The 14,933-nt window shown below is 66.8% G+C and carries 15 protein-coding genes and 1 tRNA gene; 4 read left to right on the forward strand and 12 right to left on the reverse strand.

Translation table 11 applies throughout. The features are described from left to right. Positions 1-92: 92 nt before the first annotated feature. From THIARS_RS01575 to THIARS_RS01625, 11 genes are all read right to left on the reverse strand, one after another. On the reverse strand, positions 93-797 hold the full coding sequence (locus THIARS_RS01575; protein WP_094159177.1) for a HugZ family pyridoxamine 5'-phosphate oxidase: 705 nt from the start codon (positions 795-797) through the stop codon (positions 93-95). A gap of 139 nt (positions 798-936) precedes the next feature. After that, a complete protein-coding gene (locus tag THIARS_RS01580; RefSeq protein WP_094160554.1) occupies positions 937-1,524 on the reverse strand; it encodes a CBS domain-containing protein in 588 nt (195 codons plus the stop codon). Between the two features lie 238 nt (positions 1,525-1,762). Beyond that, a tRNA-Phe gene (locus THIARS_RS01585) sits at positions 1,763-1,838 on the reverse strand. Between the two features lie 93 nt (positions 1,839-1,931). After that, positions 1,932-2,609, reverse strand: a complete 678-nt coding sequence (locus tag THIARS_RS01590) for a response regulator (protein WP_094160555.1) — start codon at positions 2,607-2,609, stop codon at positions 1,932-1,934. 26 nt (positions 2,610-2,635) lie between these two features. Continuing rightward, a complete protein-coding gene (locus THIARS_RS01595; protein WP_094159178.1) occupies positions 2,636-4,906 on the reverse strand; it encodes a sensor histidine kinase in 2,271 nt (756 codons plus the stop codon). After that, the gene (locus THIARS_RS01600) at positions 4,870-5,487 is read right to left on the reverse strand and encodes a DUF4390 domain-containing protein (RefSeq protein WP_094159179.1); all 618 of its coding nucleotides are present in this window, start codon (positions 5,485-5,487) and stop codon (positions 4,870-4,872) included. Before THIARS_RS01600 ends, THIARS_RS01595 begins: the two co-directional genes overlap by 37 nt. Next, on the reverse strand, positions 5,484-6,899 hold the full coding sequence (gene rsmB, locus THIARS_RS01605) for a 16S rRNA (cytosine(967)-C(5))-methyltransferase RsmB (RefSeq protein WP_425444233.1): 1,416 nt from the start codon (positions 6,897-6,899) through the stop codon (positions 5,484-5,486). Before rsmB ends, THIARS_RS01600 begins: the two co-directional genes overlap by 4 nt. An 82-nt stretch (positions 6,900-6,981) precedes the next feature. Then, positions 6,982-7,449 (reverse strand): DsrE family protein, encoded by a 468-nt coding sequence (locus THIARS_RS01610; protein WP_094160556.1) that lies wholly within the window; start codon positions 7,447-7,449, stop codon positions 6,982-6,984. Between the two features lie 132 nt (positions 7,450-7,581). Next, positions 7,582-8,049 carry a DsrE family protein gene (locus THIARS_RS01615; protein ID WP_094159181.1) on the reverse strand — a complete coding sequence of 156 codons (468 nt, stop codon included), beginning with the start codon at positions 8,047-8,049 and terminating at the stop codon, positions 7,582-7,584. A 57-nt stretch (positions 8,050-8,106) separates the two neighbouring features. Further along, positions 8,107-8,394, reverse strand: coding sequence for a hypothetical protein (locus THIARS_RS01620; RefSeq protein WP_094159182.1), 288 nt, complete (start codon positions 8,392-8,394; stop codon positions 8,107-8,109). Positions 8,395-8,439: 45 nt separating this feature from the next. Beyond that, the gene (locus THIARS_RS01625) at positions 8,440-9,732 is read right to left on the reverse strand and encodes a glutamate-5-semialdehyde dehydrogenase (RefSeq protein WP_094160557.1); all 1,293 of its coding nucleotides are present in this window, start codon (positions 9,730-9,732) and stop codon (positions 8,440-8,442) included. A 285-nt stretch (positions 9,733-10,017) separates the two neighbouring features. On the opposite strand from THIARS_RS01625, the gene THIARS_RS01630 reads away from it, so the two are divergent. From THIARS_RS01630 to THIARS_RS01645, 4 genes are all read left to right on the forward strand, one after another. Then, positions 10,018-10,698: a c-type cytochrome gene (locus tag THIARS_RS01630; protein WP_222423016.1), complete on the forward strand. Its 681-nt coding sequence runs from the start codon at positions 10,018-10,020 to the stop codon at positions 10,696-10,698. 36 nt (positions 10,699-10,734) lie between these two features. Continuing rightward, positions 10,735-11,688: a c-type cytochrome gene (locus THIARS_RS01635; protein ID WP_094159184.1), complete on the forward strand. Its 954-nt coding sequence runs from the start codon at positions 10,735-10,737 to the stop codon at positions 11,686-11,688. A gap of 161 nt (positions 11,689-11,849) precedes the next feature. Then, positions 11,850-12,632 (forward strand): thiosulfate dehydrogenase, encoded by a 783-nt coding sequence (gene tetH, locus THIARS_RS01640; protein WP_094159185.1) that lies wholly within the window; start codon positions 11,850-11,852, stop codon positions 12,630-12,632. Between the two features lie 26 nt (positions 12,633-12,658). Beyond that, on the forward strand, positions 12,659-13,693 hold the full coding sequence (locus tag THIARS_RS01645; RefSeq protein ID WP_094160558.1) for a molybdate ABC transporter substrate-binding protein: 1,035 nt from the start codon (positions 12,659-12,661) through the stop codon (positions 13,691-13,693). A gap of 71 nt (positions 13,694-13,764) precedes the next feature. Here the strand turns inward: THIARS_RS01645 and ald are convergent, their stop codons facing one another. Next, positions 13,765-14,907, reverse strand: a complete 1,143-nt coding sequence (gene ald, locus THIARS_RS01650; protein ID WP_094159186.1) for an alanine dehydrogenase — start codon at positions 14,905-14,907, stop codon at positions 13,765-13,767. Positions 14,908-14,933: the final 26 nt, after the last annotated feature.

A 14,933-nucleotide genomic window follows, 5' to 3' on the forward strand; every position in this document is an offset into this window, starting at 1 on the left:
CGGAACAGGCCCTCGGCAAGGCTTGCGCCACCGGCATCCCGCGCGCGTCCTCGGCGGCTTCTGCCCGCCTTCGGGGCGGCGATGCGGCGCGCTCAAGCCTGCTGGCGGCACTGGTGCGCGAGATCGACCAGCGCCTGGCGCACCTCGCCGGCGTTGCGCACCGGCTGCGTGAAAGCGAAGCGCAGCAAGCGACCGTCGGCGCGCACGTCGAAACCGTCGGTGTCCACGCCGATCATCGCCACCTCTTGCGCCTGCACGCCGTGCACATGGGCGCAGTAGGCGCGCAGGTTGTCGACGTGGTCCGCGTTCATATGCGCCAGGATGCCCGGCTCGGACGCATCGAGGTCGTTGGCGGGCGGCGCGAAGTCGGCCGGGGCGATCCAGTGGATCTTGCCGAATCCGCCGATGAAGCGCACCGCCTCGATCTCCAGCCGGTAGAAGAAGAAATCGTGCATGCCGAAGTAACCCTCGGCCTCGGGTAAATAGCGCAGGTAGCGCGGCCCCATGGCGTCCTTCTCGGCCAAGCGGCTGGCATGGCCGACGAGGGTGACCCGCCCGGCCGCCTGTGCGTCCTGCGCGCAAGGATGGGCGATCAGGCTGCAGCGCGGGTCGGCATCCAGGTTCTTGGTGTGCTCGGCCAGCGTGGAGATGAGGATGACGGATCGCCCCGCATGGTCGAGCATGAAGGGCGCGATGGAGCCGAAGGGGAAACCGCCCAGGCGCTTGGACAGCGTGGACAGCACGCCGTTGGGATGGGCGCGGACGAATTGGCGGGCTTCAAGACCGAGATCGTGCATCGTGTGGACCTGTGTTGCGTGTCATGCGGCAGGCACGCGCCCGCCGCTTCGCGTACCGCTATTGTGCGGCGACTGGGGCGTCGACCTCGCAGCCTGCCAACTGGCGGGCGCGAAGCGGCAACCCCTCGCGCGCACGTGCTCAACTCGCCGCGAGCAGATGTTCCACTTCGGCGAAGCTCTGCGGGCGTTCCGACGCCTCGATCGGCGAACCGAGCTGGCGCCCGATCTGGGTCGTGGAAAAAATGCCGCGAATGACCGGGACCGGTCCCTGCTCGAGAACCAGCGCGTGCTGGCGGCCGGCTTCGCGCAGCGTCATCACCACATCGCCCACGCTCGAGTGCTGCACCTCGCCGTAGTCGAGCACCTGAATGCGCTCGCGCGGCACCATCACCCGCGCCACGGTCACGGCGTCGCGCGCGACGCCATCGTCGACCGCGACGCGGATGGGTTTCTCACCGAGCAGGTCGCGCGCGGTAATCAGGCCCAGCACCTCCCCGCCCGGCGCGGTCACCAAAAGCAGCCGCACGCGGGCATGGATCATGCGCTCCTGCGCCGTCTCCACAGTCGCGTCCGGCGCGATGGTCACCGCCGGCACGCGCCGCAGGTCGGTCATGACCGCCGTGGCCGGCGTGTCCATGTCCACGCGTGCGGGGCGACCAAGGTCCGTCTCGCAAATGCGCGCGTGCGGCGGCAAGCTCTTCGGATGCAGGTTGCGGTAGATGGTCATGGTGTTCTCCTGAAAGCTGGCCCACGCCATGATCACCATGCCACGATGCGCGGCGGGTGAATTGCGGGCCTCATGCGACCAATGTAGGCCGGGCAGAAAACCCCTGCTGTGTCGGCCTGTCCCCAATCGCAAGTTTTTGTTGCAAAGCAACATTGCCCATGAACACCCTCCGCCACACATGACCGTCCGGGCCGCCCCGAAAAAAAACCAGCCCACGCGGGGCTGGTTTTGAGGGTGTTGGTGGCCAGGGACGGAATCGAACCGCCGACACGCGGATTTTCAATCCGCTGCTCTACCGACTGAGCTACCTGGCCAGAACGTCGTGCAGGCAGGGCGCGAAGTCTTCGCTAAGCGCCTGCAAACGAAGCCCGCAATCATAGCAAACACTCGCGGCGCGGCGGCAGGGCTTAGCCTGCCGCGTCGTCGTCGGGCGGTGCGGGGCTGGCCAGCTGGGCCTTGCGGCCGGGGCGGCCCCAGTCGACCCCGAGCTGCTTGAGCTTGCGGTACAGGTGGGTGCGCTCGAGTCCGGTCTTGTCGGCGACTCGGGTCATGCTGCCGCCCTCGCGCGCGAGGTGGAACTCGAAATAGGCGCGCTCGAAGTCGTCGCGCGCCTCGCGCAGCGGGCGGTCGAGCGTGAAGGACTGTTCGGCGATCAGGGGCGCGGGCTCGGGCAAGGCCGGGGCCGGCGCGATGTGCTGAACCGCCGCAGGGCTTGCCGGCGCCGGCTTGCTCAATCCCTGCTGCACGGCGCGCAGCAGCTTTTGCAGGGCGATGGGCTTCTCGAGAAAGGCCATGGCGCCGATGCGGGTGGCTTCCACGGCGTTGTCGATGGTGCCGTGGCCCGACATCATGATGACGGGCATGGTGAGCTGTCCGGCGCTGGCCCATTCCTTGAGCAGCGTGACGCCGTCGGTATCAGGCATCCAGATATCGAGCAAAACCAGATCCGGTTGAAACTGCTGGCGGAACTCGCGGGCCTGTTGGGCGTTTTCGGCCGCCTCAACCGTGTGGCCTTCGTCACTCAAAATCTCGGACAACAAATCGCGAATGCCGATTTCATCGTCCACAACCAAGATGCTTGCCATACGCAGAAGGGTTCCGAGGTTTGCCGTCATGCAGCGCCGGATGGCGCAGGGCATGCCACAGCGGGAAATATAAGGGATACACGCGCGCCGCCAGGTGGGGTTGACGCGGAGAGATTTTGCACCTCGAGCCGGGCATGGTGCTCCTCGGCGATTTTCTTCACCACGGCCAGCCCAAGGCCGGTGCCGCGGGGCTTGGTGGTGACGTAAGGCTCGAAGGCGCGCGCCAGGATCTTCTCGCTGAACCCCGGACCGCTGTCGGCCACCGACAAGCGCACGCGCTGTGCCCCGCTGCTGGCGGAGCGATACGCCTCGGTGCGTATGCACACTTCGCGCTTGGGCTGGCCGGCCACGGCGTCGAGCGCATTTTGCAGCAGATTGTGAATGACCTGGCGTAATTGCGTGGCGTCGCCCTCGATGCAGGGCAGCCCGGCCGCGAGTTCGGCCCGCACCAGGGGCGCTTCCTCGCCCGCATGGGCATCGCGCGCGCCCATGCCGCTGTAGAGATTGAGGACGTCGCCGACCAGGGAATTGAGGTCCATGGGGGCGAGCTGCGTTGCCGGGGTGCGCGCGTAGTCGCGAAACTCGTCGACCATGCGCCGCATGGCGGTGACCTGATTGACGATGGTCGTCGTGGCGCGCCCGAGCATGTCGCGATCGGGTCCCGCGAGCTTGTCGCTGAGCTTCATCTGCAGGCGTTCGGCCGAGAGCTGGATGGGGGTGAGCGGATTCTTGATCTCGTGCGCCAGGCGCCTTGCCACCTCGCCCCAGGCCAGCGAGCGCTGCGCCGAAATGAGTTCGCTGATGTCGTCGAACACCACCACGGATGCGGCCTGCCCGGGCAGGGCCAGGCGCGCTCCCCGCACCAGCAGGGTCAACGCGGTCTCGCTGCTCGGCGGGGTGTAGTCGATCTGTTGCAGCCAGTGGTCCGAGCCGCCGCTTCCCGCCAGTTCCTGGAACGCCGCGTCGACCGCCGCGGCGAACGCGCGCAGGCTGTCCATGCTGTCGATGGGCTGGCCGATCGCGCCCTGCAGGGGCACGCGCAGAACCCGCGTGGCGCTGGGGTTGGCCAGGGTCAGGCGCATGCCGTCGCCAAGCACGAGCACGCCGGCGGAAAGGTTGTCGAGCACGCTTTGCAGATAAGCGCGCGAGGCCTCGAGGGCTTGCCGGCTGGTCTCGGCCTGCTGGCGCGCTTCGGACAGTTGCGCCGTCATGTCGTTGAAGGAGCGCGTCAGGGTGCCCAGTTCGTCGGCGGATTGAAGCTCGGGGCGCGGACGCAAGTCGCCGCCGGCCACGGCCTTCATGCCATCGGCCAGCAGGAGCAAGGGCCGCGCCAGCTGGTTGCCCAGCAGCACGGCCAGCAGCACGGCGGCGAACACGGCGAGAAACAGCGTAAGCGTAAGGGTGGAGATATACATGCGGCGCAAACCGTCGCGCCCCAGCGCGCGCTCCTGGTATTCGGCATAGGCGCGCTGCACCTCCAGCGCGCTGCGCGAAATGACCGAGGGCACGTTCTGCACCAGCATGAGATAGCGCTGGTGTCCGGGCAGCAGAATGCTGCGCATGGGCAGAGGCACGACCACGCGCAACCTGAGGTTCTGCCCGATCCCGGCCACGCCGTCATCGCCGCCCTCCACGCTGGCCAGCTGGCCCATGAGGCGCAGCTGGCGCATCGCTTCGGCGCCGGGAATATCAGGCACGAGAACGAAGGGGTTGCCACCTGCGGTGGCCAGGACGTTGCCGTTGGAGTCGAACACGGTCGCCTGCTCGGCACCGAGCTGCTGCAGCAGCCGCTCCAGTTCGGAGGGCGACACGTTGCCATGCACATCGCTGACCTGGCCGGCGACGTTGCGCGCCTTGGCCTGCAGATCGGCCAGCAGAACGTCCAGCGTCGTGCGCCCGAGGTTGAGGCCCGAGTCGAGCGCGCGCTCGACCTTCACGTCGAACCAGGTTTCGATGCTGCGCTCGACGAACTGGTAGGACACGACATAGATCACGACGCCGGGCAGCACGCCGACCAGCGCGAACACCGTCGCGAGCTTGAAGAGCAGCCGGCTGCCGAAGCGGCGCCGGCGCAGGCGCCACAGCAGACGCGACGCGAGCCCGACGATGAGCAGCAGCAACAGGCCCGCCACCGCGATATTGATCCAGTAGAGGACGCCGAAGTAGGGATTGATGGCCTGGGTGTTCTTGGTGGACACTGCCAGCAGGAACACCAGGAACACCACCAGCGGCAGCCCCAGGGCCAGCGCCGTCCAGGCGGCTATCCGGGTGAGGCGGTTGACTGTGGCGGTTTCCATATGAAACTGGCACTGGGGAAATCGGCCTCCAATTGCCACTCGGACTGCGAGCCGACGTTGATCTGGAAAGGGCGTGGTAGTTGCGACAAATCCAGCTCGAAGCTGGCCTGGACGGTGTAACTCCGTCCGATCACGAGATCCCTGGCATCGGCGACTTTCAGGTGCAGCACGTGCTGCACCTGGTTGAGCGCCTCGTCGAGGCTGCTGTAGTTTTTCTGCAACGCGCCCGTGGAAACGCGGTATTTTTCCAGCAGCGGTTGATAGGCCAGGCGCGAAAGAACCTGGGCCGCGCCGATCTTCTCGTCGAACCACCACCAGCGCCCATGCACCACGGCCACGCGCGTGAGGAAATACAGCGGAATGCCGCGATGCAGGGCGTCTTCGAGCGCGCGCGGCAGAGCAAAGACCACGGTGGCGCTGACATAAAGCCCGTCCGGCTCTTGCTCGATGCCCAGCGGCTGGGCATCCACTGCCGCGGCGCCGGCCTGGCCGGGGCGCCCGTACAGCCCTGCGCCCAAAGCCAGCCCCAAGGCGATCATCGCGCGTCGTCGAATGGGATCAGGAGCCTGCGGGAGGGTCATGCAGTGGAGCGTTTGGCGAACAGAGCGTAGAAAAAGCCGTCGCGCTCGGGCGACCTGCCCGGCAGAATCTGCCCGGGTGCGGCCAATGCTAGCGCATCGCCATGCCGCCGCAAGAAGCCGGCGGCCTGGTCGGCACCCTCTTGCGGAAACACCGAACATGTGGCGTAGAGCAACCATCCGCCGGGCGCCAGAAGGGGCCACAGGGCGTCGAGAAGTTCGGTCTGCTGCGCCGCCAGCGCGGCAATGTCGGCGTCCTGGCGCAGCCAGCGGATATCGGGGTGGCGGCGCACGATGCCCGAGGCGCTGCAGGGAGCGTCGAGCAGGATGCGATCGAAAGGTTGGCCGTCCCACCAAGTGCCGGGCCGGCGCGCATCGGCGACGGCGATACGCGCCGCAGGCAGGCGCAGGCGGGCGATGGTGTCGCCGATGCGCGCCGCGCGCTGCGCGTCCTGGTCGAGCGCCAGCACGTCGCAGTCGGCCAGTTCGAGCATGTGCGCGGTCTTGCCCCCCGGTGCGGCGCAGGCGTCGAGCACGCGCATGCCTGCGCCGGCCTGCAGCAGCCATGCGGCCAACTGGGCTGAACTGTCCTGCACGCTCACGGCCCCCGCCTCGAACAAGGGCAGTTCCTGCACGGGAACGGCGCGCCGCAGCACCAGCGCATGCGCCAGGCCCGGAGCGTCGGGAGCCTCGGCGTCCAGGCCCGCGGCGCGAAGCCGTGCCAGGTAATCCGCGCGGCTGCCCCAGCGCGCATTGACCCGCAAGGTCATTGCGGCAGGCTCGGCCGCCAAGGCCAGCACTTCCTGCCAGGCTTCGGGATAGGCCGCGCGCACGCGGGCGATCCACCACGAGGGATGGTTGTGGATCGCCTCTTCCGTTGCCAGCGGGGACTTCGGCGCGAACGCGCGCTCGGTCTGCACGCGGCGCAACAGGGCGTTGACGAAACCGCGGGCGTGCCGCGTCTTCGCATGCAAGGCGCAGGCCTGCACGGCCTGGCTGACCAAGGTGTGGTCGGGATAGGGTGGGAGTTTGTCCGGTGCGCTCGCGCGCAAACGCAGGTGCGCGTCCTGGTGTTCCTCACCCCCCCCGGGAGCCGGGCGGCGCGCCGCGGGAGTGCTCAGCAGCGCGATGGACACGAGCAAAAGCTGCTCCAGCTCGGCGGGCTTGATGCGCTTGGGGTGGACCGCCTGCAACAGCGCACGCGCGCGGCCCAGGCCGCGCAAAGCCTCGAAACTCAAGGCTTGCGCCGCGCCGCGCTGCGCCGGACTCCAGCCCCCGGCTTGGGCCAGACGCGGCAAAGCGCCGGCCAGCGACTGCCCGGCCAGCACACAGCCGAGCAAATCGGCCGCCGCGCGCAGATCGACATGCAAGGGCCGCCGCTCCGGCGCAGGCCGGGGCGGCGGCGCATGGGACAAGGACGTCGAAATGGAGGAACTCACGCGGCGCGATGATAGGCGCGCCGGCCGCGCGCCGCGTCAACCCAGCAGGTTCGGCCCGTCAAGGGCAGATGTAGGCGTAGCCTTCGCGATATTGCAGATTGGCGGCTTCGGCCACGCCGGAAGGCACGACGACGGCGTCGAGAATGACATCCGTCTTGGGAATGTTGCGGTTTTGCAGGGTGTTGTTGCAAACCCGGAACGATACGCCCTTGCTGGCCAGATCGCCGATATTGCCGGCGAACTCGGCGCCCTTGGCATCCTTGGCGCCGTTGAGCATGAAATCGATGCCGGCGCCGTTGCCGACCACCGCGATTTTCGCCGTCGGGTCAGCGGCCAGATGATTGCGCACATTGCCAAGGCAGCGGGTAGCCTGGGGAATACCCTGCGTGATGTGATAGACCACTTTCACTGGACCGTCCTTGTCGGCACGGCCCTCTGCCGCCTTGGCGGCTGCGCTGAAAGTCGCCGCACCCACGGCAGCAGAGGCGAGCAACACTTTGCGGCGGGGGGTTGTTGTCGTCGTCATGACTTGTCTCCTCGTGACATAGGGTCGATTGATCCATGGAACGCAGGCATGTCCATGGCGGATCATGCCCACTTGTTCAATCTTGCGCGAGGTCAGCATGATAAGCAACCAGGTGTAACACCAACCCGAGCCTCATGGCTTGACGTAGTAGTAGCCCTCGGACTGCAGCTTGACGATTTCATAAACGCCCGCCGGAACGACCGTGGCCTCGAGCGCCAGCTTGCTCAATGGAATGTTCATGAATGTCAGGGTGTTATTGCAGGCCCTGAACTGCACGCCCAGATTCGCCAGGTTGCCGATCATGCCGGAAAACAGTGCGCCTTGGGGTGTCTTCGCACCCTCCAGCAGAAACTCGATCGCATCGCCGTAGCCGACCACGACGAACTTCATCTGCGGATCGAGTTCGAGAACATTCTGGATGTTGATCAAGCCTTCGTAGGCCTGCTTCAAGCTATCGCTGATCTGCATCACCACCTTCCAGGGCTGGTTGGAGATGGGTTTGGCCGGCACCAGGCCCTGGTTTTCCGCCCGCGCGGCAGTTGTGGCCCCCAAGCCGGCCAGGCCGGCGGCGAGTATTTTGATGCGATCACGCGGATTCATGCAGTTCTTCCTTCGGAGAGAGAACCCCCAGCAACTGGTGAGTTCGTGGTGAATGGGTCAAGGGCGTGCCGCGGAATGCAAAGTCAGGCGATGCAAACCGAAGAGGCCCTTGCGCGCCAGGACGCGGTAAGGCCAGTAGCCGATCAGGGTGGCGGACATCAGCGCCAGCGCGTTGAACAGGGCGCCGCCGATGAACAGGCCGAGGGCGCGGCCGGGCCCCAGCTGGCCCCAGTACAGGCCGATGGCGATGGCTGCGCTGACCATGCCGATCCCGACGCCCATGACGGCCATGATGCGCAGCAAGGTCGGCAAGGTGAGGACGCCGGTGATGTGCTGGGTCGTCATGGGCAACGTGATCGGGCGTGTGAAAGGCATTTGCGGCGCGGCATGTCAGGTCCGGATCTCGCCATTGCCCAGCACCATCCACTTCTGGCTGGTCAATCCCTCCAGGCCCACCGGGCCGCGGGCATGGAACTTGTCGGTAGAGATGCCGATCTCGGCACCGAGGCCGAACTCGAAACCGTCGGCAAACCGTGTCGAAGCGTTGACCATGACCGAGGCCGAGTCGACCTCGCGCAGGAACCGCATGGCGCTCGGGTGATGGCTGGTGAGAATGGTGTCGGTATGGCCGGAGCCGTAGCGGTTGATATGGGCGATGGCTTCGTCGAGACCGTCGACCACCTTGATGGAGATGATGGGCGCCAGGTACTCGGCGCTCCAGTCGGCCGGCGTGGCGTCGCGCAACAGCGGTCCGGCACCGGGCACCTGTTCGAGCACGGCGCGACTCTGCGCGCAGCAGCGCATTTCCACGCCCTTTTGGGCAAAGACCTTGCCAATGCGCGGCAGGAATGCGGCCGCGCTGGATGCGGCCACCAGCAAGGACTCGGCGGCGTTGCAGGGGCTGTAGCGCTGGGTCTTGGCGTTGTCGGTGACCCGCACGGCCATGTCCATGTCGACCTCGGCGTCGACGTAGACATGGCAGTTGCCGTCCAAATGCTTGATGACGGGAACCTTGGCCTCGGCGCTGATGCGTTCGATCAACCCCTTGCCGCCGCGCGGGATGATGACGTCCACGTACTGCGGCAGCGTGATGAGCGCGCCCACCGCCGCACGGTCGGTGGTGGGCACGAGCTGCACCGCGTCGGCCGGCAAATCCGCATCCACCAGCGCCAGCGCCACCAACCCGGCCAGCGCGCGGTTGCTGTGGATGGCTTCCGAGCCGCCGCGCAGGATCACGGCATTGCCCGACTTGATGGCCAGCGACGCTGCCTCGATGGTGACGTTGGGGCGGCTCTCGTAGATCATGCCGAACACGCCCAGCGGCACGCGCATGCGGCCCACGGTGATGCCGCTCGGGCGGCGGCGCAGGTCGGTCATTTCGCCGACAGGATCGGGAAGCTGGGCGACCTGCTCGCAACTTTGCGCCATGAGTTCGATGTGCTGGTCGGTCAAGGTCAGCCGGTCCACGAAGGCGCCGTCCTGGCCTGCGTCGCGCGCGGCCTGCACATCGGGCGCGTTGGCGGCCTTGAGTTCCGCCGCCTGCGCGCGGATCAATCTGGCCAGTTCCAGCAAGGCGGCGTTCTTCGCCGCGGTGGAGGCGCGCGCCATGAACCTGGATGCCGCGCGCGCACGTACGCCCAGATCGGTGATCAGGGCATGAATCGAGTCGTTGGAAATCTGCATGATGGTGCGTCGAATCGGGCGTTGGTCATTGTCGCAAACTGCGACCCGCTCTGCGCGGGCCATGCATCGGAAGAGTCGATGAGCCTGACCCAAAAAATGCGTTCGACAGTGCTGTCCGGTTTACCTAGGCTTGCCAGGTCCCTGGCGCATAGGCCGTCCAGCGCCCTGTGCTGAATTCCGTAGATTTTGCAATGAGCGATACAGCATGCGCGCACAACACAACATATTCTTACAAACATAAGGTCTAAGATGGGGTTAACCCTCAACTCCCCGGAGTATCCGCCCATGTCCTTCCTACGCGCGTTTCGCCGGCCCGGGTTCATGTCCATGCTCGGTTTGGCGCTTTGCAGTTCTTCCGCGCTCGCGGCCAATCCAGCCGCCGAAGGCGCCGCCATTGCCCAGCATGGCGCCGGAAGCGCGGTCCCCGCCTGCATGTCCTGCCATGGCGTCAAGGGCGAGGGCAATGCCGCCGCTGGTTTTCCGCGCCTGGCAGGCTTGCCCGCCGGCTATATCGCCGCGCAGTTGCACAGCTTCGCTCAGGGCACCCGCCCGAATAGCCTGATGAGCCCGCTGGCCAAGGCGCTGAACGACGGCCAGATCACCGCGCTGGCGGATTACTACAGCCATCTCCCGCTGCCTGTTGCGGCTTACGGCCCCATGCCTGCGCCGGCCATGGCCGCCACGGGGCAACGCCTGGCCGAACGCGGCGACTGGAATGCAGGCATCGCCTCCTGCTTTCGCTGCCACGGCCCAGGCGGTGTCGGCGTGGCGCCCGACTTCCCACCCATCATCGGCCAGCCGGCTTCCTACATCGACGCCCAGATCAAGGCCTGGAAGACCGGAGCCCGGCGCAACGACCCGCAGGGGTTGATGCACACCATCGCCCTGCGCATGAGCGATGCGGACACGCAGGCCGTGGCCGCCTGGCTGGCGGCGCAAAAACCTTCCGCGCCCAAGGCGCGCTGACGCCTTTCCATGGGCACCCCATCGCGGAGATCACGCATGACCCACCCCCTTGCCTCCCGCTTCCCGTCACGCGCCGCGCTCGCGCTTTGCCTTGGGCTGCTGGCTGTCGGCCTCGAAACAGCGTTCGCCGCCGACGCGACGCTGCCGCCGAAATCCGAAATCAACCCCGCAGCCGGCACCGGCGCGACCTTCCACCCGCCGCCCGAGTCCGAGATCCCGAAGAATGAATTCGGCAAGATGATCAAGCTCGGGCGCGACATCATGCTCGACACCCCGCAATACGCCGGCAAATACGTGGGCAACACCCTGAGCTGCGTGAACTGCCATACCGATGCCGGGCGCATGGCAGGCTCGGCGCCGCTGTGGGCGGCCTATGTGAACTACCCCGCCTACCGCAGCAAGAACAAGAAGGTCAACACCTTCGAGGAACGCATTCAAGGCTGCTTCCGCTTCAGCCAGAACGGCAAGGCTCCGCCGCTAGGCAGCAAGACGCTGGTCGCGTTGCAGTCGTACTCCTATTGGCTGGCCAAGGGCCTGCCCACGGACGAGAAGGTCGCCGGCCGCGGCTACCCGGACCTCGCGGCGCCGGCCCTGCCGCCCAACTACGCGCGAGGCAAAGCGGTCTACGAGGCGCGCTGCGCCGTGTGCCACACCGCATCCGGCGCAGGCCGCTATGTGGACGGCAAGACGGTGTTCCCGCCGCTGTGGGGCGACAAGTCGTTCAACTGGGGCGCGGGCATGGGCAGCTACAAGAACGCGGCCAAGTTCATCTACGCCAACATGCCCTACGGCCAAAGCTACAGTCTGACGCCCCAGCAGGCCTGGGACGTGGCCTATTTCATGGATGCCCATGAGCGTCCGCAAGACCCGCGCTGGAAAGGTTCGGTGGCCGCAACGCGCGCCGCCTTCCACGACAGCAAGTTCAGCCTCTACGGCGAAACCATCAACGGCAAGGTGCTCGGCGACATCGGCCCGCCGAAAAACCATTAAGAGCATCAGCCCCGAGCCCGCGCAAGGCGGGCGTTCCGCTGCGGCCCGCGCGCCGCGGCCCGACCCGAATCGAGACCGGCACGACACAGCGCGCTGCATGGCGCGGCGCCGTGCCGTCATCTTTTCCCGTTTTTTTCAACCCTGAACCAGGAGCTCACACCATGACCACACGTCGTCAACTTTTTGCCCAGGCCAGCGTCGCCGCGATCGGCGCCGCGATGCTCACCCGCAACATCGCGCAGGCCGCACCCGCCCCGGCTGCCGACCTCGAACCCGCCGGCTCGGGCCAGCTCAAGGCCCTGAGCGAAGCCCTGGCCAAGGCGCCACGCCGGCGCGACTTCAAGACCGTGCCGATGATTCTCACCGACGCCTCCTACTGGGACGCCGAGGCGCTCGACCTCGTCATCCACTACAAGGGCGGGCCCAAGCAGCTGTGGGACAACACCGACCTGGAAAGCCCCTGGCTGAACCTGATGCGCAACGCGATGAATGCGCAGATCTGGTCGTGGAAACATCCGGACTTCCTCGCCGTCTCGGCCACCCATGGCTCGGCCCACCTGGCGCTGTACGACGATCACATCTGGGCCAAGTACGACTTCCCCAAGATGGTCAAGGACAAGTTCAAGACCAATGTGTTCATCGAACAGCCCTCGGCCTCGAAAGCCGCCGCGGCCGATTACGAGAACCCCAAGGGCGCGTACTCGCCCGCCGACAACAGCGTGACCGTGCTGCAACGCCGCGGCGCCGTGTTCCTGGCCTGCCATAATGAAATTTGGGAGTTCACGCGCGGCCTGCATCAGAAGGGTGTCAACCCCGACAAGCTCAGCCACGAGCAGATGGCCGCCGAGTTCACCAACCACCTCATTCCCGGCGCCGTCCTGACGCCTGGCGTGGTGGGCACGATCCCCGAGCTGCAGTTGGCTGGGTTCCAGTACATCAAGTGAGCACACAATCCATGAAGGAGAGGTTCATGCACAACAAATCCACACCAACATGCCGCACGCGCATAGGCAGCCTGCTGGCGGGCCTCGGTCTGCTGGCAGCGGCCTGCGGCGTCACCGCCCTGGCGGCCGACACCGGCTGGGGGGGCAAGGCCCGCCCGCCACAGTACAAGGAATCCATCTTCCCGCCGTGGCAGCACGGGGCCAACAACCCGGCCCTCGACAAGGGCCTGGAGTTCACCGTGCCGGAGATCAACGACCTGCCCGACTTCCACGGCGACCCGATGACCTCCAAGCTCAACATCTTCGTCGCCGGCAATTATTACTTTGCCATGGCGCCGCTGGTGGCCGCGTTCGAGAAGGAACACCCGGCACTCAAGGGCCACATCTATTACGAAACCCTGCCTCCAGGCATTCTGCTCAAGCAGATGGCGCACGGCGGCACCATCACTGTGGGCAACATGACCTGGACGGTCAAACCCGATGTGTACGCGGCCGGCCTCAAAAAGATCAAGGCCGGGATCGCCAAGGGTGAGTTGGTGGCACCGGCGATTCCCTACGTCACCAACGACCTCACCATCATGATCCCGAAGGACAACCCGGCGCACATCGCCAGCCTGACCGATCTGGGCAAACCTGGCGTGAAGCTGTCCATGCCCAATCCGGCATGGGAAGGCGTGTCACGCCAGATCGAGGCCTCGCTGGTGAAAGCCGGCGGCAAGAAGCTGGAACAGACGGTGTATGAGGCCAAGGTCAAGGACGGGCAGACCATCCTCACCCACATCCACCATCGGCAGACCCCGCTGTTCCTGATGCAGGGCTTGGCCGACGCCGGCGTGACGTGGAAGTCCGAGGCCATCTTCCAGGAGCAAGTGGGCCATCCGATCGGCCATGTCGACATCCCCGCGGCCGACAACACCACCGCGATCTACGGCGTGGCCGTGGTCAAGGGCGCGGCGCACCCGGAAGCCGGCAAGGAATGGGCGGAGTTCCTGCGCACGCCGGCGGCTCTGACCATTTTCGAAAAATACGGCTTCAAACCCTACATGGACAAGGCGTCCTGAGCCCCCCCGGGCCGGGCTGCGCCCGGCCCGGCGTTTCTGTTTGAGAAGCTGCGGCAGATCGACTCCGGCCCTCAGACAGCGGCCGGTTCCACGGTGCGACCGGACATCACGTCGGCCGCCGGGGTGTACGGCAGGCCCAGGGCCTGCGCCACCGCGGCGTGCGTGATGCGTCCGGCATGAACGTTGAGGCCGGCGCGCAGATGCGCGTCGTCGGCGCAAGCCCGTTGCCAGCCCTTGTTCGCCAGCGCCAGCGTGAAAGGCAGGGTGGCGTTGTTCAGCGCATAGGTCGACGTGCGGGCCACCGCACCGGGCATGTTGGCCACGCAGTAATGCACGACGCCGTCGACGATGTAGGTCGGCTCTTCGTGCGTCGTCGGCCGCGAGGTCTCGAAACAGCCGCCCTGGTCGATGGCCACGTCCACCACCACACTGCCCGGGCGCATGCGCGCCAGATGGTCGCGCCTGACCAGCTTGGGCGCCGCGGCTCCCGGCACCAGCACCGCGCCCACGACGAGGTCGGCATGCGTGACGGCGGCCTCGGTGGCCTGCAACGTGGCGTATTGGGTGCTGACGCGTCCGCCGAACAATTCGTCGAGCTGTCGCAAGCGCGGCAGGGACTTGTCGAGGATGGCGACGCGCGCGCCCAGGCCCACGGCCATGCGCGCGGCGTGCGTGCCCACGGTGCCGCCACCGAGAATCACCACGTCCCCCGCGGCAACGCCCGGCACGCCGCCGAGCAGCACGCCGCGCCCGCCGCCCGACTTTTGCAGCGCCGCCGCGCCGACCTGGATCGCCATGCGCCCGGCCACCTCGCTCATCGGCGCCAGCAGGGGCAGGCCGCCATGGGCGTCGGTGACGGTTTCGTAGGCAATGGCGGTGCAGCCGCTGTCCATGAGCAGCCGCGCCTGCGCGGGGTCTGGCGCCAGGTGCAGATAGGTGAACAGCAACTGCCCGGGCCGCAGCATGCGGCACTCGACGGGCTGGGGCTCCTTGACCTTGACGATCATCTCCGCCGCGGCGAACACGCTGGCCGCATCGGGCGCAATCCTGGCCCCCGATGCGGCATAGGCGGCGTCGTCCGCGCCCATGCCGCCTCCGGCGCCCGTCTCGACCAGGACCGCATGGCCGTGGTGGACGAGTTCGCGCACCGCATCGGGCGTCAGGCCCACGCGGTACTCATGCACTTTGATTTCCTTGGGTACGCCGATCAACATGACAAACTCCCCCGCGTCGTGATCCG

The sequence above is a fragment of the Thiomonas delicata genome, assembly GCF_900088825.1.
GTDB classification, from domain to species: Bacteria; Pseudomonadota; Gammaproteobacteria; order Burkholderiales; family Burkholderiaceae_C; genus Thiomonas_A; species Thiomonas_A delicata.